18 protein-coding genes and 1 pseudogene are annotated in these 21,368 nt (G+C 60.1%); 9 read left to right on the top strand and 10 right to left on the bottom strand.

Annotation, left to right across the window (positions count from 1 at the left end):
* Both Q1V60_RS24945 and gloB read right to left on the bottom strand, forming a co-directional pair.
* On the bottom strand, positions 1 to 63 hold a 63-nt coding region (locus tag Q1V60_RS24945), incomplete at its 3' end, for a lytic transglycosylase domain-containing protein (protein WP_363321058.1).
* 98 nt (positions 64 to 161) lie between these two features.
* The gene (gene gloB / locus Q1V60_RS07415; protein WP_300628834.1) at positions 162 to 929 is read right to left on the bottom strand and encodes a hydroxyacylglutathione hydrolase; all 768 of its coding nucleotides are present in this window, start codon (positions 927 to 929) and stop codon (positions 162 to 164) included.
* Positions 930 to 994: 65 nt separating this feature from the next.
* Between gloB and Q1V60_RS07410 the strand changes: the two genes are divergently transcribed.
* The 3 genes from Q1V60_RS07410 (at position 995) to dnaQ (ending at position 3,045) form a co-directional block, all read left to right on the top strand.
* Positions 995 to 1,753 (top strand): methyltransferase domain-containing protein, encoded by a 759-nt coding sequence (locus tag Q1V60_RS07410; RefSeq protein ID WP_300628833.1) that lies wholly within the window; start codon positions 995 to 997, stop codon positions 1,751 to 1,753.
* Positions 1,754 to 1,783: 30 nt separating this feature from the next.
* Positions 1,784 to 2,236, top strand: coding sequence for a ribonuclease HI (rnhA, locus tag Q1V60_RS07405; RefSeq protein ID WP_057725161.1), 453 nt, complete (start codon positions 1,784 to 1,786; stop codon positions 2,234 to 2,236).
* Between the two features lie 68 nt (positions 2,237 to 2,304).
* Complete coding sequence (dnaQ, locus tag Q1V60_RS07400; RefSeq protein WP_300628836.1) at positions 2,305 to 3,045, top strand: DNA polymerase III subunit epsilon; 741 nt, start codon at positions 2,305 to 2,307, stop codon at positions 3,043 to 3,045.
* Between the two features lie 74 nt (positions 3,046 to 3,119).
* Here dnaQ and Q1V60_RS07395 read toward each other — a convergent pair whose 3' ends face one another.
* The gene (locus Q1V60_RS07395) at positions 3,120 to 3,260 is read right to left on the bottom strand and encodes a hypothetical protein (RefSeq protein ID WP_300628828.1); all 141 of its coding nucleotides are present in this window, start codon (positions 3,258 to 3,260) and stop codon (positions 3,120 to 3,122) included.
* Between the two features lie 61 nt (positions 3,261 to 3,321).
* On the opposite strand from Q1V60_RS07395, the pseudogene Q1V60_RS07390 reads away from it, so the two are divergent.
* Both Q1V60_RS07390 and Q1V60_RS07385 read left to right on the top strand, forming a co-directional pair.
* A pseudogene (locus Q1V60_RS07390) lies at positions 3,322 to 3,969 on the top strand (lysine decarboxylase); the annotation flags it as partial.
* An 8-nt stretch (positions 3,970 to 3,977) separates the two neighbouring features.
* Positions 3,978 to 4,559, top strand: coding sequence for a GNAT family N-acetyltransferase (locus Q1V60_RS07385; RefSeq protein WP_300628827.1), 582 nt, complete (start codon positions 3,978 to 3,980; stop codon positions 4,557 to 4,559).
* A 114-nt stretch (positions 4,560 to 4,673) separates the two neighbouring features.
* Here Q1V60_RS07385 and Q1V60_RS07380 read toward each other — a convergent pair whose 3' ends face one another.
* Entirely contained in the window at positions 4,674 to 5,582 is a 909-nt protein-coding gene (locus Q1V60_RS07380; protein ID WP_300628826.1) for a LysR substrate-binding domain-containing protein, read from the bottom strand.
* A 182-nt stretch (positions 5,583 to 5,764) separates the two neighbouring features.
* On the opposite strand from Q1V60_RS07380, the gene Q1V60_RS07375 reads away from it, so the two are divergent.
* The gene (locus Q1V60_RS07375; RefSeq protein WP_300628825.1) at positions 5,765 to 6,103 is read left to right on the top strand and encodes a hypothetical protein; all 339 of its coding nucleotides are present in this window, start codon (positions 5,765 to 5,767) and stop codon (positions 6,101 to 6,103) included.
* Between the two features lie 49 nt (positions 6,104 to 6,152).
* On the opposite strand, the gene Q1V60_RS07370 is transcribed toward Q1V60_RS07375, so the two are convergent.
* Positions 6,153 to 6,389 carry a hypothetical protein gene (locus tag Q1V60_RS07370; RefSeq protein ID WP_300628824.1) on the bottom strand — a complete coding sequence of 79 codons (237 nt, stop codon included), beginning with the start codon at positions 6,387 to 6,389 and terminating at the stop codon, positions 6,153 to 6,155.
* A 224-nt stretch (positions 6,390 to 6,613) separates the two neighbouring features.
* On the opposite strand from Q1V60_RS07370, the gene Q1V60_RS07365 reads away from it, so the two are divergent.
* Positions 6,614 to 7,171, top strand: a complete 558-nt coding sequence (locus Q1V60_RS07365) for an NADPH-dependent FMN reductase (protein WP_300628823.1) — start codon at positions 6,614 to 6,616, stop codon at positions 7,169 to 7,171.
* Positions 7,172 to 7,213: 42 nt separating this feature from the next.
* Here the strand turns inward: Q1V60_RS07365 and poxB are convergent, their stop codons facing one another.
* Complete coding sequence (gene poxB / locus Q1V60_RS07360; protein WP_300628822.1) at positions 7,214 to 8,938, bottom strand: ubiquinone-dependent pyruvate dehydrogenase; 1,725 nt, start codon at positions 8,936 to 8,938, stop codon at positions 7,214 to 7,216.
* Positions 8,939 to 9,016: 78 nt separating this feature from the next.
* Positions 9,017 to 10,249: an NADH:flavin oxidoreductase/NADH oxidase family protein gene (locus tag Q1V60_RS07355; protein WP_300628821.1), complete on the bottom strand. Its 1,233-nt coding sequence runs from the start codon at positions 10,247 to 10,249 to the stop codon at positions 9,017 to 9,019.
* 71 nt (positions 10,250 to 10,320) lie between these two features.
* On the opposite strand from Q1V60_RS07355, the gene Q1V60_RS07350 reads away from it, so the two are divergent.
* Entirely contained in the window at positions 10,321 to 10,728 is a 408-nt protein-coding gene (locus tag Q1V60_RS07350) for a MerR family transcriptional regulator (protein ID WP_300628820.1), read from the top strand.
* A 98-nt stretch (positions 10,729 to 10,826) separates the two neighbouring features.
* On the opposite strand, the gene Q1V60_RS07345 is transcribed toward Q1V60_RS07350, so the two are convergent.
* The 3 genes from Q1V60_RS07345 to Q1V60_RS07335 form a co-directional block, all read right to left on the bottom strand.
* Positions 10,827 to 11,321 carry a DUF934 domain-containing protein gene (locus tag Q1V60_RS07345; protein WP_300628819.1) on the bottom strand — a complete coding sequence of 165 codons (495 nt, stop codon included), beginning with the start codon at positions 11,319 to 11,321 and terminating at the stop codon, positions 10,827 to 10,829.
* Positions 11,305 to 12,963: a nitrite/sulfite reductase gene (locus Q1V60_RS07340; protein WP_300628818.1), complete on the bottom strand. Its 1,659-nt coding sequence runs from the start codon at positions 12,961 to 12,963 to the stop codon at positions 11,305 to 11,307. Before Q1V60_RS07340 ends, Q1V60_RS07345 begins: the two co-directional genes overlap by 17 nt.
* Positions 12,964 to 13,322: 359 nt before the next feature.
* Positions 13,323 to 13,541 (bottom strand): DUF2970 domain-containing protein, encoded by a 219-nt coding sequence (locus Q1V60_RS07335; RefSeq protein WP_300628817.1) that lies wholly within the window; start codon positions 13,539 to 13,541, stop codon positions 13,323 to 13,325.
* Positions 13,542 to 13,731: 190 nt separating this feature from the next.
* Between Q1V60_RS07335 and Q1V60_RS07330 the strand changes: the two genes are divergently transcribed.
* On the top strand, positions 13,732 to 20,934 hold the full coding sequence (locus tag Q1V60_RS07330; protein ID WP_300628816.1) for a DUF6543 domain-containing protein: 7,203 nt from the start codon (positions 13,732 to 13,734) through the stop codon (positions 20,932 to 20,934).
* Positions 20,935 to 21,368: the final 434 nt, after the last annotated feature.

Genomic DNA, 21,368 nt, shown 5'->3' with positions numbered 1-21,368 from the left:
CACGGCTTGAGCCAGGCGGGTCAATGCGTCTGAAGAAATGGATTTACGAATAGATGACGACATTGGCTGGAAGTAAGTTCCGGGCAAAAATGTCGGGCGATTCTAGAAAGCGCTTTGGTTCCGGTCAACCATTCAGAAATTACGTATCAGATTGCATCTGCTTAGAACTTATCTTTCCAAGCCCTCAAGCTAGCAAACACCTCGGCCCCAGAGCGGTTGTCGCGACCGTTCCGTTCGTCAGCTTTTTGTTTAACGGATGTTTCAGAGGTACGTATAAAAGGGTTAGTGCGTCTTTCCAGGGCAAGGTTGGACGGCAGCGTCATCTCGCCACGGGCCCGCAATTGGGCGACCTGCGCCACCCGTTCGGCGATGTCGGCGTTGTCCGGTTCCACGGCTTGGGCAAACTTAAGGTTACTTTGCGTGTATTCATGAGTGCAGTACACCAGGGTGTCGGCAGGCAGGGCGGCCAGACGTTCCAAAGAGGTATGCATCTGTTCCGGCGTGCCTTCGAACAGGCGCCCGCAACCGGCGGCAAACAGCGTGTCGCCGCACAGCAGCACGCCCGGATGGTAATAAGCGATATGGCCGAGGGTGTGGCCGGGCACCGCAAACACCGCGAAGTCCCAGCCGAGTACGGTGATGCGGTCGTTATCCTGCAAATCGACGTCCCGTGCGGGGATGTTTTCGTTCGCGGGGCCGTAGACGTTGGCGCCCGTTACCTTTTTCAGTTGCTCGACACCGCCGACATGATCATGGTGATGGTGAGTGATCAGGATATCGCTGAGCACCCAGGCCGGGTTCTGCTTGAGCCAGGCGAGCACCGGCGCGGCGTCACCGGGGTCGACCACGGCGCAACGTTGGGTTTGTTCATCCTGTAATAACCAGATGTAGTTATCGGTGAAGGCGGGTAGGGCACTGATCTGTATCATTCTTCGATTCGCCAAGCTGAACACATTGGTGCATCTTAGAACGTCTTGGCGAGTTGGAGAATGCAATGACTGATAAAGCGTTCGCCCAGGCCGATCCTGAGTGGCTCGCTCTGATCGGCGCGGCCCGCGAATGGCTGTCCGGGCCGCTTGGGCAATTTCTGCTGGATGAAGAGCGGCGCATGCTCGAAGAAGAGCTGGGCCGGTTCTTTGGTGGCTATCTGGTGCACTACGGCCCCTCGGCCGAGACGCCGCCGTGCGCGCCGCAGGTACAACGTAATGTACGCCTGGGGGCGCCGTTGCCGGGCGTGGAAATCGTCTGCGAGGAACAGGCCTGGCCGTTGAGCGAACACGCCGCCGATGTGGTGGTGTTGCAGCACGGCCTGGATTTCTGCCTGTCGCCCCATGGTTTGTTGCGCGAAGCCGCCAGCAGCGTGCGCCCAGGTGGCCATTTGCTGATTGTTGGCATCAACCCCTGGAGCAGTTGGGGCCTGCGCCATGTGTTTGCCCATGACGGTCTGCGCCAGGCGCGCTGCATCAGCCCTTCACGGGTGGGTGACTGGCTGAACCTGCTGGGCTTCGCGCTGGAGAAACGCCGCTTCGGGTGCTATCGTCCGCCGCTTGCGTCCGCCAAGTGGCAGGGGCGCCTCGCCGGCTGGGAACGCCGCGCAGGTGCCTGGCAACTGTCGGGTGGCGGCTTCTATTTATTGGTGGCGCGCAAGATCGCGGTCGGGCTGCGGCCCGTGCAGCAGGTGCGCCGCGAACCTCTCGGCAAGCTGGTGCCGATGCCGCTGGCCAAGGTCAGCCGTGAACAGCGCGAACCGTAAAACCTCTTTTTGATTCAGGCCCGATAACCGATGACCGATAGTGTAGAACTCTTCACCGATGGCGCCTGCAAGGGCAACCCCGGCCCCGGCGGCTGGGGCGCATTGCTGGTGTGCAAGGGCGTGGAGAAGGAGTTGTGGGGCGGCGAAGCCAATACCACCAACAACCGCATGGAACTGATGGGCGCCATTCGTGGCCTGGAGGAGCTCAAGCGGCGCTGCAATGTCCTGCTGGTGACCGACTCGCAATATGTGATGAAGGGCATCAACGAGTGGATGGTCAACTGGAAGAAGCGCGGTTGGAAAACAGCGTCCAAGGAACCGGTCAAGAATGCCGACCTGTGGCAATTGCTCGATGAGCAATGCAACCGGCACGACATCACCTGGAAATGGGTGCGTGGGCATATCGGCCACCCAGGTAACGAACGCGCCGACCAGTTGGCCAACCGTGGCGTGGATGAAGTGCGCGGCTACAAGCAGAGCTGATGCCGGCTGACGTGTTAACATCGCGCCCTTTGATCTACATCACCGTTGAGAGCTGAACCCTGATGGCCATCCGATCCGTTGTACTCGATACCGAAACCACCGGCATGCCGGTGACCGATGGTCACCGGATCATCGAAATCGGCTGTGTCGAATTGATGGGCCGCCGCCTCACCGGTCGTCACTTCCACGTCTACCTGCAACCGGACCGCGACAGTGACGAAGGCGCGATCGGCGTCCACGGCATCACCGACGAATTCCTCAAGGGCAAGCCGCGTTTTGCCGAAGTGGCCGATGAGTTTTTCGAGTTCATCAACGGCGCCCAACTGATCATCCATAACGCGGCGTTCGACGTCGGCTTCATCAATAACGAATTCGCCCTGATGGGGCAGATGGACCGTGCGGATATTTCCCAGCACTGTTCGATCCTCGACACCTTGATGATGGCCCGCGAGCGTCACCCGGGCCAGCGCAACAGCCTCGATGCCTTGTGCAAACGTTATGGCGTCGACAACTCCGGCCGTGAACTGCACGGCGCTTTGCTCGACTCCGAGATCCTGGCTGACGTTTACCTGACCATGACCGGCGGGCAGACCAGCCTGTCATTGGCCGGTAATGCAACCGATGGCAGCGGTTCGGCGGAAGGCTCGGGTAATCGTCCATCGGAAATCCGTCGCTTGCCGGCCGATCGCAAGCCTACGCCTGTCATCCGGGCCAGCGAGCAGGACCTGGCCGAGCATGCCGCGCGGTTGGAAGCGATTGCCAAGGCGGCCGGTGCGCCGGCGTTGTGGACCCAACTCACCCAGCAGTAACCTCTGATGCGTGTGGCTTGCCTGGGATACCTATGCTGCAAGCCCGCCGAAGGACGGCTGGTTGCCTCTACCCATCACGGGTTGGCCTGCATGTTGATCACCGCCCAAGGCGCCGGTAAAAATACCCACTTGCTGTAAAACATCGTCGAGCTGATCCGTTTGGCGCGGGTGAGGGCGCCGAACTTGCCGATCTTCGCCCTGGGTGAGCAAGTCACCCTGGAAAACGCCCGCTGATGCCATGAGTGAACTCAACCAGCTGCGCGGCATTCCCTCAACGCCGGCGGCGCCTTGAGCGATTGCGGGGCTCCCGCCGCCGCGGTCAGCAAGTTTCTCTGGGAGCGCGGCCTGGTGGTGGAGAAGACCGGGCTGTATTCTTTCCTCGAGTTGTTTTCCATGGGCATTACCAAAGGCAAATGGAGTACCTTGCTCACCGAGTTGCTGGAATTCAAACGCAGCTATGATGCGAATGTCAGCCTGGCCAGTTGCCTGCCGTCGGTATATGCCCAAGGGCCGATACGTTATCAGGGCCTGGGGTTGCGCGACCTGTGCGACCAGTTGCACAGTTGCTATCGCAGTAACGCGACGGCCAGGCACCTTAAGCGCATGTACACGGTGTTGCCGGAGATCGCGATGAAGCCGGCTGACGCCTACGACCAGTTGGTCAGGGGCCAGGTGGAAGCGGTTTCCATCGATGCCTTGCCAGGACGCATCGCAGCCGTGATGCTGGTGCCCTATACGCCGGGTATTCCGTTGATCATGCCGGGCGAGCGCTTTACCGAGTCAACGCGTTCGATCATCGACTACCTGGCCTTCGCCCGGACGGTCGATAGCAGTTTTCCCGGTTTTGTCGCCGATGTTCATGGGTTGCAACATGAAGATGACGGCAGTGGTCGTTGTTACACCGTCGATTGCATCAAAGGTTAAGGAACGTTATGCAAGCTGTCGTGAACCCGAAGTATCCAGGGCTCAGTGTGCGAGTCGCCGATGAAGGCTTCGATGCCTACGTGTGGGGTAATGACTTCAGTTTTGAGGTCAGTGCCTATGGGGTGCCGCAAATGGATAAGCGGGTCGACCAATGGCCGGTGGAGCGCATCTTGCCGTACCGCAAGTGCTACGGCATCGACCCTGAAGAATTCGCCAGCTTTCGCAATGCACCCGACAGCGCAATCTTCATGGCTTATCTGGATGATCGGGCGGTCGGTCACGTCGTGGTCAGCACCAACTGGAACGGCTTTGCCCACGTTGACGAGCTGGCGGTGGCGCTGCCTGCGCGGCGTCACGGTGTCGCCAAGGCGCTCTTGGATGTGGCGCAGTTCTGGGCACGCAAGAAGAACCTGCCGGGCATGGTGCTGGAAACCCAGAACAACAACCTTGGTGCCTGTCGCCTGTATGAACGCAGCGGCTACGTCATGGGGGGTATCGATCAACTGCGCTATCGCGGAATCGACCCGCAAACCCGTGAAGTGGCGATCTTCTGGTATCGACTGTTCAAGACCGAAATCGAATTGATCTGAGCAACTATTGTGACGAGGGCGCTTGCTCCCGCTGACTGCGCAGCAGCCTCCGGCTTTTTGGGAGCGCTTCGCACTCCAGCGCAAGCAAGCTTGCTCGCCACGGATAGTGCGCGTCTAGAGGGACTTGGTGTCGCTGGAAAGCAGGTTTTCGGCCTTTTGCGTCACGATCTCCAGCAATGCATTCAGGGCCGGTGACGCGTTCCCGTTTTGCAAGGTCAGTGCGTACAGGTTGACGGTCATCGGTGGCGAGATCGGGCACACATCCAGCCCCGCGTCCCTTGCACCACAGGCGGTGAACGGATCGACGACCGCCAGGCCTTCCCCGGCCTCCACCATGCTGCGCATCATCTGGTAGGTCTGTACCCGCGTCTGCACCACCGGCAGCGGGCGCAGAGCTTGCAGCTTGGCGTCCAGCAGACGGCTCAGTGGGTCCTGGCCCTCCAGGCCAATCATCGACTGGCCCGCCAGGTCCTGCAGCGCAATGTACTTCTGCTTGGGTTTGAGCCAGCCATGGGGGGCGAGCAGTTGGAGTTTGCCGTGGGCCAGTACCGCACTTTGAATGTGCGGGTGTTCCGGGTCATGCAGGCTCAGGCCCACATCGGTTTCATGCAGCAACAGATGCCTGACGATTTCCCGAGTCGGCTGGCTCGACAGGTTGCACGGCGTATCCTGGAACCGTCGACGCAGCATGGCGATGCTTTGTGGCAGCAGCTGGTTAGCCAGCGGCGGGGTGCACAGCACACGCAAGGTCGGCGCGTGATGGTGTTTCAAGCGGCTGGCCAGGCGCTGTATCGGCTCCAGCGCTTCGTACAGGTGGGCGATTTGCGGCTGCAGCTCCAGGGTTTCACGGGTGGCTTGCAGGCGCCCGCGCACACTGGCAAACAACATGAAGCCCAGTTGCAGCTCGGCATCCTTGAGCGCGGCGTCCACCTCGCCCACGGGAAGTTGCAACCACTCGGCGGCCGTGCCGAGGTGCCCGGTCTGCAAGATGGCCTGAATCACTTCGATATGACGTAAACGCATGGCCGGAGTCTATGTGCAGCGCCCTGGGGATTCAATGGTGCAGCGCCTCGTGCGCAAAAAAGACTGCACGGGTCGCGCCTGCCTATGGCGTTAAGCCGGGACCTCACTAGAATGAAGGGTCTGATCAGCAACGACCAATGCCGGTTACCCGGTACTTACAACAAAAACAGGTCTGGTCTCAAATGCCTCTACCCTCGACGCTCTTCGGGGTAACGGCCAAGCAACTCCTGGTCCTGGTGACCGTGGGATGCATGGCGGCTTACTTCTTGAATAATCACGCTGAACAAGCGCCGGAAAACCTCGAACTTGAAGCGTTTATCCGTTCCCAGGAACAGGTCGGCGAGCAAGTGGGCGCGGTGCTCGGTATCACGTTGATCAGGCAGGTGGAGGCCTATCCCGCTTACGACCGGTCGGGTTACACGCGCTCGATGTATGCGGTTGAGGGGGAGAAAGGGCAGGTGGTGGTGACGCTCAAGCGGGGCGAGCAGGGCATTGAAGTGACGCAAATCCGCAGCCCGTGAGCAGCCTCGGCCCAGTCGACAGGACTGGGCAGGCGGACAACGCGAAATCTTAGGAAGCGAGGGTAGTCTTCGATTCGCGTACGAGGATCGTGCCCGATTGAATCAATCTGAACTCATCACCCTCGAGCTTTTCCATCCGGTCACCAATGGCCAGCTTGTAGGTGATGGCTGGCGCCGAGCCCGCCAGGTCGCCTTGCGCCGGTTCGGATTCCTGGAACTCATGCACCGAATATACGCGGCCTTCCGCGTCTCTGGCATGAAACTGTCCGACTAGTACTGCTGCCATCTGTTTAGAACCTCTGGAGATAAACACTCGATTTGCGGTTCTGTAGACCGTCAGTGAGCGGGGTAGTTTACCTATAAGAAAAAAATACTATTCGTTTAAAATCTCAGACGTTTCCCACGCATGTGATCGCGCCAACTTTTGCAGCATTCTCAAAACCCGCTGGTGCGCGCGCGGTGAAATCTCTATAACTACAGGCTCCCTTAGTCAGACGTCAGGAAACCTCAATGAGCAAGGTCTACACGATTGCCGTCCTGGTTGGCAGCTTGAGAAAAGAATCGATCAACCGCAAAGTTGCCTTGGCATTGGCCGAACTGGCCCCTGCCAACCTCAAACTGAATATCGTAGAAATCGGCGATTTGCCGCTCTACAACGAGGACAATGAGGGTGCGACAGCGCCCGCAGCGTACAGTACTTTCCGCCAACAGTTGAGTTCATCCGACGCGGTGTTGTTTGTGACCCCGGAATACAACCGTTCCGTGCCTGGGGCGTTGAAGAATGCCATCGACGTGGGCTCCCGTCCGTATGGGCAAAGTGCCTGGGGCGGCAAGCCGGGGGCGGTCATCAGCGTGTCGCCGGGCGCGATTGGCGGCTTTGGTGCCAACCATCACCTGCGCCAGTCCCTGGTGTTTCTTGATGTGTGGTGCATGCAGCAGCCGGAAGCCTACCTGGGCGGAGCGGGCAGTGTGTTCGATGAGTCGGGCAAGCTGTCCGAGAAGACCAAGCCATTCTTGCAGTCATTCATCGACGCCTACGGCAAATGGGTCGAAAAACAAAAGGGATGAATGGATAGCGCGGGAGGGAGCCAGCTCCCTCCCGCCGTCGGATCAACGCAGCCAGTTGGTGCGAGCCAGTTCGATCACTTCATCGCCACGCCCGCTCATCACGGCCTTGAGCATATACAGGCTGAACCCCTTGGCCTGTTCCAGTTTGATGCTCGGCGGCATCACCAGCTCCTGGGTTGCAGTGACCACATCCACCAGCACCGGGCCGTCGTGGGCCAGGGCGCGGCGCAGGGCCGGCTCCAGGTCTTCGGATTGCTCGACGCGAATGCCAAGGATGCCCATGGCGTTGGACATGGCTGCGAAATCCGGGTTTTTCAGCTCGGTGCCGGTGTCCAGGTAGCCAGCGGCCTTCATCTCCATCGCAACGAAACCCAGCGACGCGTTATTGAACACAATAAGTTTCACTGGAAGGTTCAGCTGCGCCAGGGAGATGAAGTCCCCCATCAACATGGTGAAGCCGCCGTCACCCGACATTGAAATCACCTGACGACCGGGAAAAGCCGCCTGTGCGCCGATGGCCTGTGGCATGGCATTGGCCATGGAACCGTGGTTGAACGAGCCGATCAGGCGGCGCTTGCCGTTCATCTTCAAGTAGCGTGCGGCCCATACGGTCGGTGAGCCGACATCGGCGGTGAAGATCGCATCATCATCGGCCAGCTCGCTGAGCAGGCGTGCCACGTATTGGGGATGGATCGGCCGATCCGCCTTGGACGGTTGCGCCAGGTCATCCAGGCCCTGGCGCGCTTTCTCGTAGTGCTTCAGGGATGTTTCGAGGAAGCTGCGGTCGGTCTTGCGAGTCAGGCGCGGCAGCAGTGCGCAGAGGGTTTCACTGACATCGGCGGCGATGCCAAGGTCCAGCGTGGCACGTCGGCCCAGGGCCTGCGGGTCGCGATCAATCTGGATGATCTTCGCGTCGGTCGGGTAGAACTGACGGTAGGGAAAGTCGGTGCCGAGCATGATCAGCGTGTCGCAGTCGAGCATGGCGTGGTAGCCGGAGCTGAAACCGATCAGGCCGGTCATGCCGACGTCGAACGGGTTGTCCCATTCCACATGCTCCTTGCCGCGCAGCGCGTGCACCACCGGCGCGCCGAGGGTATCGGCCAGCGCCACCACCTGGTCATGGGCACCGGCGCAACCGCTGCCGCACAGCAGCGTGACTTTTTCACTGCTTTGAAGGATGTCGCTCAACCGCTGCAGGTCGGCCTCTGCCGGTAATGTGCGCGGTGCATGCAGCGTCGGCCATGGCTTGAGCTTGGCTTCTACCTCCAGCAGCGAAACATCCCCTGGAATCACCACCACCGCCACGCCTCGATTGAGGATCGCCGAACGCATGGCGCGATGCAGAACGTGGGGCATTTGCTCGGGGTTGCTCACCAGTTCGATAAAGTGGCTGCACTCCTTGAACAACTCCTGAGGATGGGTTTCCTGGAAGTAGTTCAGGCCGATCTCCGAGGAGGGAATCTGCGCGGCAATCGCCAGCACCGGCACGTGGTTGCGATGGCAGTCGAACAAGCCATTGATCAAGTGCAGGTTGCCCGGCCCGCAACTGCCGGCACACACCGCCAGCTCACCGGTGGCGGCGGCCTCGGCCCCGGCGGCGAACGCGGCCACTTCTTCGTGGCGCACATGCATCCACTCGATGCTGTCCATGCTGCGCAGGGCGTCGGTGAGGCCATTGAGGCTGTCGCCGGTCAGGCCCCAGATACGCTTGATACCCGCCTGTTCAAGGGTGGTCGCCAACTGTTGGGCCAGGTTGATTTTCGCCATGAAGAACTCCAATCGTCAGTGAGGTTTAAAAACTGCTGATCAGTAGGGGACAGTTCAATCACGGCGAATGCTCCGCCTTCAATGTGAAGATTGCGTCATGCTTGCCCGGTACTGCCGCGCGCGCCGGGCGGTAATCCACTGATCGCACACCAGCGCCAGCCACGGAGCGACCTTGGCGTTGGGCTGGCGCCCGCGGCTCAGGCGACGCATCTGGTCGCGCACCACGGCCAGGGTGGCGAGGGCGGCCAAGGGTTTGCGTTTCCAGTCGATGGGTTTGAGCTGCGGGTTGAGGTCGCGTCCCTCGCGCCAGTGTTTGATCAGTTGCGGCTCGAGGGTCAGGGCCGTGGCGATGCCGGCCATGGCAATGCCGCTGTCGAGTACTTGCTGTACCACGGGCAGGCGGCGAATACCGCCGGTCACCATTAATGGCATCTTGGCGATGGTCGCCAGTTCCTTGGCAAATTCCAGGAAATACGCTTCACGGGCTAACGTGCGCCCGTCCCGTGCTTCGCCTTGCATGGCGGGCGCTTCGTAGCTGCCGCCGGACAACTCCAGCAGGTCGATGGCCAACGGGTTGAGCAGTTCGACCACGGCACGTGCATCGGCTGCATCAAAACCACCGCGCTGGAAGTCCGCGGAGTTGAGCTTTACCGCTACGCAAAATGACGGGCTGACACTGGCGCGGACGGCGTGGATCACCTCCAGCAGCAAGCGCGCGCGGTTTTCCAGTGGGCCGCCCCAACGGTCGGTGCGATGGTTGCTCAAGGGAGAGAGAAACTGGCTCAACAAGTAGCCGTGGGCACCGTGGATCTGCACCCCGGTAAACCCGGCCTTCTCGGCCAGGCGGGCGCTGGTGGCGAAGCGTTCGATTACGTCCTGGATGTCGTCTTCGGTCATGGCCCTGGGCGTGGCGAACATCTTGGAAAAACTGCCCAGGTCAAGGGCGATGGCAGACGGCGCCAGTGCCTGCTGGCCCAGGTTGGCCATGGTCTGGCGCCCCGGATGGCTGAGCTGCACCCAAAAATGCACACCCTTGCCCCGGGCCACGTCGGCCCACTCGCGGAAGCTGTCCAAGTGCTGCTCGTTTTCCAGTGCCACGCCGCCGGGGCCGGTCATGGCACGGCGGTCGATCATGACATTGCCCGTCAGCAGCAAGCCGGGTTCACCCTCGGCCCAGGTCTTGTACAACTGCTTCAATTCACGGGAGGGCGCCTGATTGAGATCGGCCATGTTTTCTTCCATCGCCGCCTTGGCGATGCGGTTGGAAATAACTTGGCCGTTGGGCAGTTGCAAGGCTTCAAAAGGTGACATGGATTGACTCCTGAGCGGGGGAGGCCTCAGGCTAAGCTTAAAGTTAACTTTAATGTCAAGCGGGCGTTTCGATGAATATTGGTGAGCTGGCAAAACAGAGTGGGTTGGCGGCTTCGCGCATCCGGTTTTACGAGGCCGAAGGCCTGATCAGTCAGGTCGGGCGCCAGGCCAATGGTTATCGGCGCTATGCCCCTGAGGCGCTGCAGACGCTGCAATTGATCCAGAGCGCGCAACAGGCCGGGTTTACCTTGCAGGAACTCAAGGCGTTGATGCCGGCGCCAGGCGAGTACAAGCGCGATGAGTTGATCCAGGCGTTGGAGCGCAAGGTGCTACAGATCGAGGGGATGCAGGCGCAGTTGGCCCACAGCAAGGCGCAGTTATTGGGCGTGATCGATGCAGTGCGAGCGCAGCCGGAAGGCGTGCCGTGTTCGATGGGGCAGCAGCGGGTATTAGGCGTGATCAACGCGCCATTATTGTAGGAGCGAGCTTGCTCGCGAAAAACGCCATGCGATCGCGTATATCCAGCATGCACGCTTTATCGTTGACGATCTTCGCGAGCAAGCTCGCTCCTACAGGTTCAGCGTCGGCGGAACAGCGGCAGCGGCTCATCCGTTGCAGCCTGGTACGTCACCGAAAAATCCTTGAGACTTTCCAGCGCTTCGTACGGGTCTTTGTCGGCGCGCAGGGCGAAGGCGTCGAAGCCGCAACGGCGCAGGTAGAACAACTGGTCGCGCAGCACATCGCCAATCGCCCGTAACTCACCCTTGTAACCGTAACGGTCACGCAGCAGGCGCGCGTTGGAGTAGTTGCGACCGTCGGTGAAGGCCGGGAAGTTCAGGGCAATCACCTGGAAATGCGCCACGTCGTCGCCGATCTCTTCGGCTTCTTCATCAGCGTCCAGCCAAACACCCAGGCCGCCGTCGCGGGCCTTGAGCGCGTGGCCGTGCTCGCGCCACAGGGCCAGCGGCACGATCAGATCGTCGCAGTTGGAGATGCCGTCGAAGCTCGCGTCCTTGGGCAGCAGGTGCCAGGTTTCGTCGAGGACTTCGTTGTTCTTAATGATTCGCTGCATAGACGCGCTCCTTGAACAGGTCAATGCCGATGCGCTGGTAGGTGTCGATGAAACGCTCATCTTCGGTGCGCTGTTCGATGTACACGTCGATCAGCTTGCCGATCACCTCAGGCATGACTTCCTGGGCGAAAGACGGGCCGAGGATCTTGCCCAGGCTCGCATCGCGGCTGGCGCTGCCACCCAGGGACACTTGGTAGAATTCTTCGCCTTTCTTGTCCACGCCCAGGATGCCGATGTGGCCGACGTGGTGGTGACCACAGGCGTTCATGCAACCGGAAATGTTCAGGTCCAGCTCGCCGATATCGAACAGGTAATCAAGGTCGTCGAAACGGCGCTGGATCGATTCGGCGATCGGGATCGACTTGGCGTTGGCCAGGGAGCAGAAGTCGCCGCCCGGGCAGCAGATGATATCGGTCAACAGGCCGATGTTCGGCGTGGCGAAACCGCCTTCGCGCAGTTCGCCCCACAGGGTGAACAGTTGGCTCTGCTCGACGTCCGCGAGAATGATGTTCTGCTCGTGGGAGGTGCGCAGTTGGCCGAAGCTGTAGCGGTCGGCCAGGTCGGCGACGGCGTCCAGCTGCTTGTCGGTGATGTCGCCCGGTGCAACACCGGTAGGTTTGAGCGACAGGGTCACCGCCACATAACCCGGCTGTTTGTGCGCCAGGGTGTTGCGCGTACGCCAACGGGCGAACCCTGGGTGTTGCTGGTCGAGGGCTGCCAACTCGGCGTCCTGGTTGCTCAGCGCCTTGTACTCAGGGTCGACGAAATGCTTGGCGACGCGATGCACTTCGGCTTCGGTGAGGGTGGTCTGGCCGCCGCGCAGGTGTTCCATCTCGGCGTCGACCTTCTGCGCGAACACTTCAGGCGTCAGCGCTTTGACCAGGATCTTGATCCGAGCCTTGTACTTGTTGTCACGACGGCCGTAGCGGTTGTACACCCGCAGGATAGCGTCGAGGTAGCTCAGCAGGTCCTGCCATGGCAGGAACTCGTTGATAAAGGCACCGACCACCGGGGTACGCCCCAGGCCGCCGCCCACCAACACGCGGAAACCCAGCTCGCCTGCGGCGTTGTGCACCGGCTCCAGGCCGATATCGTGCACTTCGATGGCGGCGCGGTCCGAGGTCGAGCCATTGATGGCGATCTTGAACTTGCGCGGCAGGTAAGCGAATTCCGGGTGGAAGGTGGTCCACTGGCGCACGATTTCACACCAGGGGCGTGGGTCGATCAACTCATCGGCAGCGACGCCGGCAAATTGGTCAGTGGTCACGTTGCGCAGGCAGTTACCGCTGGTCTGAATCGCGTGCATCTGCACGGTGGCCAATTCCGCCAGGATATCGGGCACGTCTTCCAGGGCCGGCCAGTTGAACTGCACGTTCTGGCGGGTACTGATATGGGCGTAGCCCTTGTCGAAGTCGCGGGCGATTTTGGCCATCATCCGCGCCTGGCGCGAGGTCAGTTGGCCATAGGGCACGGCGACCCGCAGCATCGGCGCAAAGCGCTGAACATAAAGCCCATTTTGCAGGCGCAGAGGGCGGAACTCTTCTTCGCTCAGTTCACCTGCCAAGTAGCGTCGGGTCTGATCACGGAACTGCTTGACGCGGTCCTCGATGATGCGCTGATCGTATTCGTCGTATACGTACATATAGGTCCTGTTCTCGGCAAATCTGCGCGCACGGCCGCGCACTCCCAACGGAGCCGGCGCACGATAACAGTTTGTGTTTATGCGCAAAAGTGATGTTTGAGTATATGCAAAGAACCAAATCGACTAATGAGAACGGCTATTCGATTAGCCCCGTTTGTCATAGGGGCAATCTTGAACTTTACTGAGACCGAGTATGAGTGCAATCACCTATAAAACCGATAAGAGGCGATGCGATGAGCCATCCAACCAAAGCCCGTAAACCCGACAGTACCGTTGATGCCTGGGCTATTTTGTTTTTGATCATTCTAGTGGTGGGCACGGCGGTGTTCTGGGTCAGTCACCAGTAGTGTTCGTGGCGTTCACACCCCCGCCAGGTGCACTACCAGCTTGACGATACCGTACAGCGTCAGCGCAAAAACCAGCGTGAATACAATGCCCAGGATCACGAAGTGGCTGGGCTTGCCATGGCTGAAGTCGCGCGCGCGGTTTTTGCCGCTTTGCACGCCGAAGGCTGCTGCCATGACGCTGTGCAGCATCTGCCAGAAGGTCGGAGGTTTGTTGTCGATGGGCTTGTTCATTGCGCGCTCGTCGGGAGAGTTGTCTTAAAGAGCATAGTCAATCTCGACCGGCCTGTTCACCACCACAGGCCCGGCGTTTAAGCGTTCGCTGAACATTGGGTAGGGAACCCTGGCCATAGCTATACACCACCGATCAGCCTTTGAACGGTGATGTCCTGTCACTCCATCCAGTTATAGGAGTGACAACACAATGTCTGATTCACCTGCGCGTCCCACCGAAGGCAAGGCGCTGGCGGCCACTCGGAGCATTCACGGCGATTTTCTTGAAGAGGCCACGCCACAATGGCTGGTCGATGCCACGCCGGCCCGGAAGGCGGCCGTTAAAGACACCGTCCCGGTTATGCCGAGCTGGTATAAAAACGCCTCGCCCGAGCAACGCAACACCGTCGATGCCAGTTTCAAGGCCAGTACGGTCGCGCAAGTGCGGCTGGACAAGACAATGTCGGCGTTCCAGGACATCGACACATTCGCCAGGCCCTTGCTGCTCAAGGCGTTGAAGGACCAGTTTCAGGTGGAGGTCGACGTCGACGCGACCTTGATCTGCCTCAGGCGCTCGCTGGCGATCAGCGTGGCTGAAATATCAGTGGGGTCGTTCGAGAGCCTGAGGCTGCCGCTGCTGCAAGCCGCCTTGCATAACTTTGAAGCCTGGGAGTGCAAAACCGGGGCTTATCACGCCACCTCAGGCTTTGTGGTGCGGTCATCCGCGCCCGATACATTTGTAAGGCTTGCCGTGAACCTGACGGTCAGCCAGTTTCTCACGCTGTGCCGCAGCCTGGACGTGGGGGCGAAGTACCAGGCTTATCTGAAAGCGTTCTTCGAGCCGGCGGATACCACCGCGCGGGCCACCCTTCGTGAGCATTTCATCGCCAGCCAGAAAGCCACCTTGAAGGCCGCCGCCGACCAGGCGTTGTTGATCGGCGATATCAAACCGGCCGATCACACCATGCTCCTCTCGGTAATCAACGGCGAAGTTCACCCGTGGATGGGCAAGAAACAGGTCTGGTTTCGCGACTTGAGTTTGATGAAAAAAAGGCTGACCGGCTGCGTGGTTTTCATCATTTGCGAAAAGTACCGTTACTCCGACGAATTTATCGTTTATATCCCCCACGACCCGGCGCACCCCTTGAAGCGCTACGGCGTCGGCGAGATTGACGCCGAGTTCAAGCGCCTGTTCACGGCCAGGGATGGCATGGCCGCAGGCGACCTTGGCCCCACGCCTTATCAGCGTTTCTTCAGCCAGTTCGTGCCTTACGATCAGCGTGGGTATTATTTCAGCCAGTTCACTCAAGAGGCCGCCGATTCGCCGAGCAGTGCGTTGGCCTCGCCTTGGCGAACCATCATTGAAGCCGCCAGCGCGGTGTCTTTCCTCACCCAAATCAAGGAGCTGCCACCGGCGCGTCGAACAAAAGTGGAGCCTGCGCCCGACCCATACCTGGCACCGTCTTCGATGTTGCGCAAAGGCACCGGTATCTGGTCCGCCAACGTGGATCTTTGGGATTACCTTTACGAGCAGAACCGCGACAAGGTCTACGCCGATGCGCGCAGCCACGCGGTGCCCACCAATGACGTCGACGTCAAGGCGCGGGAAGCGAAACTGGCCCATCTGCTGGAGGTCGGTTTGCTGGGGTTGAACCTGGTGTCGATGTTTGTACCGGTGTTGGGTGAGGTCATGATGCTGGTGATGGCCGGGCAGTTGCTCTACGAAACCTTTGAAGGCTCCATCGAATGGGCCGAGGGTGATAAGCGCGCGGCCAAGGCGCACCTTATCGACGTGGCCGAGAACCTTGCGCAGCTCGCCGTCATGGCCGGTGTGGGGGCAGCGGTAGGCCGGTTCAGGGCGGTCAAGGCCGAGCCGCTGATTGAAAGCCTCAGCCCCGTCACCCTGCCCAGCGGCGAAACCCGGCTCTGGAAACCCGACCTGAGCGGCTATGAAAGCCCGGTCAAGCTGGACGCCAGCCCAGGCCCCAATGCGCTGGGGCAACACACCCTCAATGGCAAAACGTATATCCGCCAGGGCAATAAGGTCTACGAGCAGTTCTTTGATGAGTCGATCAAGAAGTGGCGCATCAGGCACCCCACCCGTGCCGAGGTGTACCAGCCGATTCTCGACAGCAACGGTCGGGGTGCCTGGCGCCACAACCTCGAACGCCCGCTGGACTGGGACCGCCTGACCCTGTTGCGGCGCATGGGCCACGAAACCGAGGCCTTTTCCGACACCGAGCTGATCAAACTCGCCGATGTCAGCGGTGTGAGCGACGACGCGCTGCGCAAAATGCACATGGACCATGCGCCACCGCCGCCGGAGCTGGCGGACGCCATGCGCATGCTCAAGGCCGACGCCAAGGCAGAGCAGGTGATCGAACAGTTGCGGGGCGCGCAGCCGATCAATGAACACTATTTATACGCGCTGCCGCTGGTGGCCGAAATGCCACGCTGGCCTCAGGGGCGCATGCTTGAGGTGTTCGACGGGCCAGGGTTGTCGGGAGCATCGGTCAAGTATGGTTCCAGGCGCGTGCCTCGCGGCGATGTCGCCAAGGCCCCGATCAGGTTAAGCCGCACCGATGTGCTGAACGGGCAAATGCCGGCGCGGGTGCTGGCGGCGCTGGACGAGTCGGAAGTCACCCGGCTGCTCGGCGCAGAGCCGGCGCGCGTGCCGCCATTGAGGCCGCAAGAGTTCGCCAGGCAGATCGCCGATTACGCCGAAACCCGCAAGCCGGCCATTTTCGACAGCATCTACACGGGCACCGAGCCTGTGAATGCACAGGTCGAGCGGTTGCAGCGCATCTGCCCGGGCCTCAGCGAGGCAGGCGCCCGTGAAGCCTTGGCCCATGCGCCCGCCGATACCCTCAAGCAACTGGCCGACACCGGCCGCCCAACTCTGACCCTGCTGGAAGACGCGCGCTGGTATGCGCGCCAAGGTCGTCAGACAAGGGCCTATGCCGGTTTGCGCAGCGAGAACATCGCCTCGGCGGGCAGCCGACGGCTCGCACTGCATACCCTGGAAAAGCTGGCGGGATGGCCGCAGGATGTGCGCCTGGAAGTTCGAGAGGGCACCAGCAGCGGCGCACTGCTGGACAGCATCGGCAGCGACACCGCCAGGACCACCAAGTATCTGGTTAAAAAAGGCCCACGCTTCCAGGCCTTTAACGAACGCGGCGAGGAACTCAACAGCCTGCCCAAGGCGGGCGACAATTTCTATGCCTCGTTGATGCATGCCATGCCCGATGAGGCCCGTACCGCCCTCGGCGTACCCCAGGTCAGCCAGAGCGCGGCCCTGCAACACAAGATCGTCGAATTTGCCGACCAGTACCGCAGTGATGCCGCGCAACTGCTGGAGCCGCAAACCCCATGGTTCAAACCGCCGGTGCGGGTCCATAACCAACTGCTGGGTTATCCCGCCAGTGGTCGTGGCGATGGCTTGAGCGCACGCGTGCGGGTGGTGTATCCGGAGCTGTCCGACGCGCAGGCTGACGGTTTTGTTCGCCAGTTGCGCAAAGACGGTAAAAACGACAGGCAAATCTTCAACTTTCTGCAAAACCGTGAACGTGAGTACCACGAACTGGCGACCACGCTCGAGGAGTGGGTGGGCCCGTCCGGCAGTGCGCCGCTGCTCCCGTGGGACGCGGCTTATCAAAGAACGCAGCTTGCGCAGTTGCTCAAGGATTCCTGGCGCCGCGCTCCGTTAACCGGTGAAGTGGCCGATGCCGGGCGTCTGGAAATCATCATTGCGGGTGATCACCCGTTACCGCCGCTGGCCATCGACTTTCCCCATGTGCGTGAATTGGTGCTCAAGGGCCCCACCCTGTATGACGCTTATGCCAATGACTTTTTGGCGCGGTTTCCCAATGTAGAAAAACTGCACCTGGAAATTCGTCAGCCCCTGGAGTCGTACTCAAGGGACATACCGGCGCGTACCACTCTGCCACAGGCAGTGAGCGCGATGACCCAGCTTAAAAGCTTGAGGTTTCATACCAATACGCGCTTATCGGTAGTGGATTTCTCCTCCAAACTTCGTGCGCTGACCTCCCTTGAGGATCTTCACGTCGATTACAACCAACCCTACCCATCGCAGCCGCAAGGTGTGCTGGATTTATCCTCGCTGGTTAACCTGAAAAAGCTGAAAATCGATGCGCCCTTCAGCTGGTACCAGTGGCCCGCGTTTGTTGAGGCGCTGCCGCAACTGGAGCGCCTTGACCTGTCGAGAACCACCATCAGCACGTTGCCTGAAACACTCTATACGGGGCATGAAAAACTCTGGGCGGGGCTGTCGCTGGATTGGTCGCATTTTTCCCGCGCAGCGTTCAAACCACCTTATGAATACGTCAAGAACTACCCGACCTCAGCGGGGCACTTGATGGACCTGGATCACATGGTGAGTCAATACGCCAAAGGCGAATTAACGGAGGTATGCGGCTCCACAATAGCCGCGCAATTGCATGAAAAGATCATGACTACCTGGGACACCCCTGAGACCCGGTATGCAGCGGTCGAAGCCCTCAGCGAAGAATACCAGGGGCTGTTCGGGCAGTTTTATGCCATGTCTACATCCGCCCCGATCAGGTTTAAATTGCGCGGGCGGCCCTGGCAAACGCAGCGCGGCATGAGTGTTGTGCAGGAGTTGGAGAGCAGTTGGCGTGGCGCCGTGGCAAAGCGCTATGGTTTGGAAGCCTCTGTGTCGGTGTTGGAGCTGCCGACACAATCCTTCAGGGAGCCCGCGTCGGCATCAGAGGGCAGCCTGGTTAAACTGCCTGAGTTACCCGCTGGAACGTTTGCCCATGTGAAAACACTGCGTCTGGGGTGGCTCGGCGAGTCCATGGAACAGACTCGTAGATTTATCCGGGCATTCAGTGCTACCCAAACCTTGGAAATCAAAGCGGTTGGCTTGACCGAACTGCCGTTCAGCGCGGGTGATCTTCCTGCCCTGACCCAGTTGGACCTGTCCAACAACCTCTTGAACGTCACCCCGGCGGTTCAGGCGCAACTCAACGGCTTGAGCGGCCTTGAAGTGCTGAACCTGAGCAACAACCCGCTGAATGCGGTGGATGTCAGTGCATTGACCAAGCTGGAGGCGTTGAACCTGAGCAGTACTCAATTGGCTGCCTGGCCGGCAGGGACCGAGCATTTACCGCAATTGACCTGGCTAGATCTACGCGACACCCGAATGGTGACGGTACCGCCGGAAGTACTCGGCAACGACGATGCGCTGATGAGGGTCAACCTCACAGGGAACAACTTGCTCAATAAGGACGCCTTGACGTTGGCGCGTCAGCGGGCAGAGGCCAATGCCGGGCTGCCTGAGGGCGCACTGGAACAGTTTGAGCAGCAAGCAGTGCCGTCGGTATTTCCACCGGGCGAGAGCGGCCTGTCGATCGCTCGCGATTTATTGCCGTTGCCCGAGCCGGTCGTCGGGCTTGAAGGAGCGGCGGGTTTCACCAAGCGTTTGCAGGGGCTCAACCCCGCGCTCACCGAAGAACAGGCGCTGCAACGCCTTGAACAACTGCGTACCGATGGGATGAGCGATTCGCAGATAGACACGCAATTGGGCGCGTGGCATCAGGATTACGCGACGCTGACGCGTCAGCTCAATGGCTGGCAGTTTACCCGTGAGTCACGCGTCGGGAACCTGCACATATCGAGTGAAAATCGCAAGCTTGCCGCGGTCAAAATCAGAGACGCGTGGCAAGCGGGGCTGCTGCCTGAAGCCGGCGAAGCGCTGAGCCTGCAAGGCATGCAAACCGGCGACCTGCCTGACCTGGGCGTGCAGTTTGCGCATATCCGCACCCTGGATTTGACCGGCGTTGAACTCACCGCCGAGGGCTCCAACGGTTTCCTCGATGGCTTCCCGGGCCTGCACAAACTGGTGTTGAGCGGCAACAAATTACCTGCCGTTCCCGAGTCGGTTGGGCGCATGAGCGCACTTGAACGGCTGGAACTGGCGAGCAATTTTCTCAGCGATTCCGAAAGTCTTTATCGCCAGCTGCGCAGTGACTCGTTGCGCGGGTTGGATTTGAGCCATAACAGGTTTAATGAGTTCAACCTCTACCACTTCTCCCAACTTGAGGAGGTGGACCTGAGCTACAACCGTATTGAAAACTGGCCCGGGGGGGCTTTTGATGCGCCCAATCTGGTCAAGTTGAACCTGTGCGGCAATGACCTCGCAACGTTCCCGGATCAATTGTTGGACGGTAGTTACGACGCGTTGGTGGCGGGTACTGACCTGTCCGAAAACAATGAGCTGACATTAAACAGTCTTGAGCAGATAAGAGACTTCAGCGATGACGATCCGGTGTTGGGCATGACGCGCAGGGAAATCGAGGACAGGATAGAGAATTTTCCCGACAGTGAAGGGGAGTGGGAGAGTGAAGAGGGTTCGGACAGTGATGCTGTCGATTCTGTAGATCGCGGCGCGGGCTACGATTCCCTGGAAGAGATCCTTGAAGACGAGGGCGATGTGGGGGAGCAGGCGTTGGCTGTTTGGCTGGAAAATACACCGATGGCGCAAAACGTTGCCAGGCGCCAATCCTGGATGCGGCTGGCGCAAGAGCCTGACCATGAGCCGTTCTTCCATCTGCTGTCGCGGCTACGCGGCACCTATGAGTTCAAATTCACCCGCAGCGATTTAACCCGGCGAGTCTGGGACGTGATCGAATTCGCCGCCGGCAATGCGCACCACCGAACCACGTTGTTCGAGGCCTCGAGAACCCATGGCACCTGTATTGACGGGCGGATCCTCACGTTCAGCAACATGGAGGTGCTGATGTACGAGGAGAAGGAACTGCTGGGCGTGCCGGTCAACGACCTGCGGCAACGCGGCCAGCGTTTGTTGAACCTGTCCCGGCGTTTGTTCCGTCTGGACCGGGTAGACGCACTCGCCGAGACCAAGGCCATCGGCAGGGACCGGGCCGAGGTCCGCTTGCAGTATCGCATCGGCATGACCAGCGATTGGCCCGACGGCCTGGACCTGCCAGGCCAACCCTCGCACATGGCGTTCGGCACGCCGATCTACGGCCAGCAATTGATTGAAGCTCGCCAATGGGTGCTCAATCAGGAAGCCAGTGATGCGTTTTATGAAAGTCTGCTTGCCCGCGATTATTGGACTGACTACCTGAGGCGACGCCATCCGGAAACGCTCCAGACGCTTGAGGAAAATGCGCTGAGAAAACAAGAAGCGCTGGAGGATGAATACAGCGACAGGGACTCGGGCGCGCAGAGCCAGGAACGTTACGAAGTGGCGCTGAACATGCTGGAAATTGAATTGGGCAGCGCGCGTGCGCAAAAACTCATCGAACTGTCCCGGCAGGAAGTACAGGCGTTGTCCACCGGAGCCTCTGTCGTGCCGGCGCCCCCGGCACCGTCGTCGCCCCAGCCCGGCCCTTCGTCACGCATAGGCTGAAATTTGGCCGTGACGCGGCGTTTTTGCAGGGCCCAGCCGGCCCCCACATTTGATCCCCTCGCTGCTGAGCGCTGCGCTCGCCGAAGGCCCTGCAAACTCAGACTCGCCTGCCACCACCCATTCCCTGTAGGAGCTGTCGAGCTTTAGCGAGGCTGCGAAAGCGGTAGATCAGGCGATGAAAATGTTGACTGTACCGCCGCCTTCGCAGCCTCGCTGGGGCTCGACAACTCCCACATTTGAACGATGCCGTTATCGAGCGCTGCGCTCGCCGCGAAGGCCCCGCAAATCGAGAACCACACAACACCGCCCAACCCCCTGTGGGAGCTGTCGAGCTTTAGCGAGGCTGCGAAAGCGGTAGATCTTGCGATGAAAATGTTGACTGTACCGCCGCCATCGCAGCCTCGCTGGGGCTCGACAACTCCCACATTTGAACA

The sequence above is a fragment of the Pseudomonas sp. genome, from assembly GCF_030147005.1.
Lineage (GTDB): Bacteria > Pseudomonadota > Gammaproteobacteria > Pseudomonadales > Pseudomonadaceae > Aquipseudomonas.
This window is presented reverse-complemented; position numbering and strand designations above follow the sequence as displayed.

Bases quoted from the DNA above. Each gene is read 5' to 3' on its own strand.
- rnhA (WP_057725161.1), top strand. From the start codon at position 1,784: ATGACCGATAGTGTAGAACTCTTCACCGATGGCGCCTGCAAGGGCAAC.
- Q1V60_RS07340 (WP_300628818.1), bottom strand. From the start codon at position 12,963: ATGTACGTATACGACGAATACGATCAGCGCATCATCGAGGACCGCGTC.
- Q1V60_RS07385 (WP_300628827.1), top strand. From the start codon at position 3,978: ATGCAAGCTGTCGTGAACCCGAAGTATCCAGGGCTCAGTGTGCGAGTC.
- Q1V60_RS07350 (WP_300628820.1), top strand. From the start codon at position 10,321: ATGAATATTGGTGAGCTGGCAAAACAGAGTGGGTTGGCGGCTTCGCGC.
- gloB (WP_300628834.1), bottom strand. From the start codon at position 929: ATGATACAGATCAGTGCCCTACCCGCCTTCACCGATAACTACATCTGG.
- poxB (WP_300628822.1), bottom strand. From the start codon at position 8,938: ATGGCGAAAATCAACCTGGCCCAACAGTTGGCGACCACCCTTGAACAG.
- Q1V60_RS07330 (WP_300628816.1), top strand. From the start codon at position 13,732: ATGTCTGATTCACCTGCGCGTCCCACCGAAGGCAAGGCGCTGGCGGCC.
- Q1V60_RS07335 (WP_300628817.1), bottom strand. From the start codon at position 13,541: ATGAACAAGCCCATCGACAACAAACCTCCGACCTTCTGGCAGATGCTG.
- Q1V60_RS07375 (WP_300628825.1), top strand. From the start codon at position 5,765: ATGCCTCTACCCTCGACGCTCTTCGGGGTAACGGCCAAGCAACTCCTG.
- Q1V60_RS07410 (WP_300628833.1), top strand. From the start codon at position 995: ATGACTGATAAAGCGTTCGCCCAGGCCGATCCTGAGTGGCTCGCTCTG.
- Q1V60_RS07345 (WP_300628819.1), bottom strand. From the start codon at position 11,321: ATGCAGCGAATCATTAAGAACAACGAAGTCCTCGACGAAACCTGGCAC.
- Q1V60_RS07365 (WP_300628823.1), top strand. From the start codon at position 6,614: ATGAGCAAGGTCTACACGATTGCCGTCCTGGTTGGCAGCTTGAGAAAA.
- Q1V60_RS07355 (WP_300628821.1), bottom strand. From the start codon at position 10,249: ATGTCACCTTTTGAAGCCTTGCAACTGCCCAACGGCCAAGTTATTTCC.
- Q1V60_RS07380 (WP_300628826.1), bottom strand. From the start codon at position 5,582: ATGCGTTTACGTCATATCGAAGTGATTCAGGCCATCTTGCAGACCGGG.
- Q1V60_RS07370 (WP_300628824.1), bottom strand. From the start codon at position 6,389: ATGGCAGCAGTACTAGTCGGACAGTTTCATGCCAGAGACGCGGAAGGC.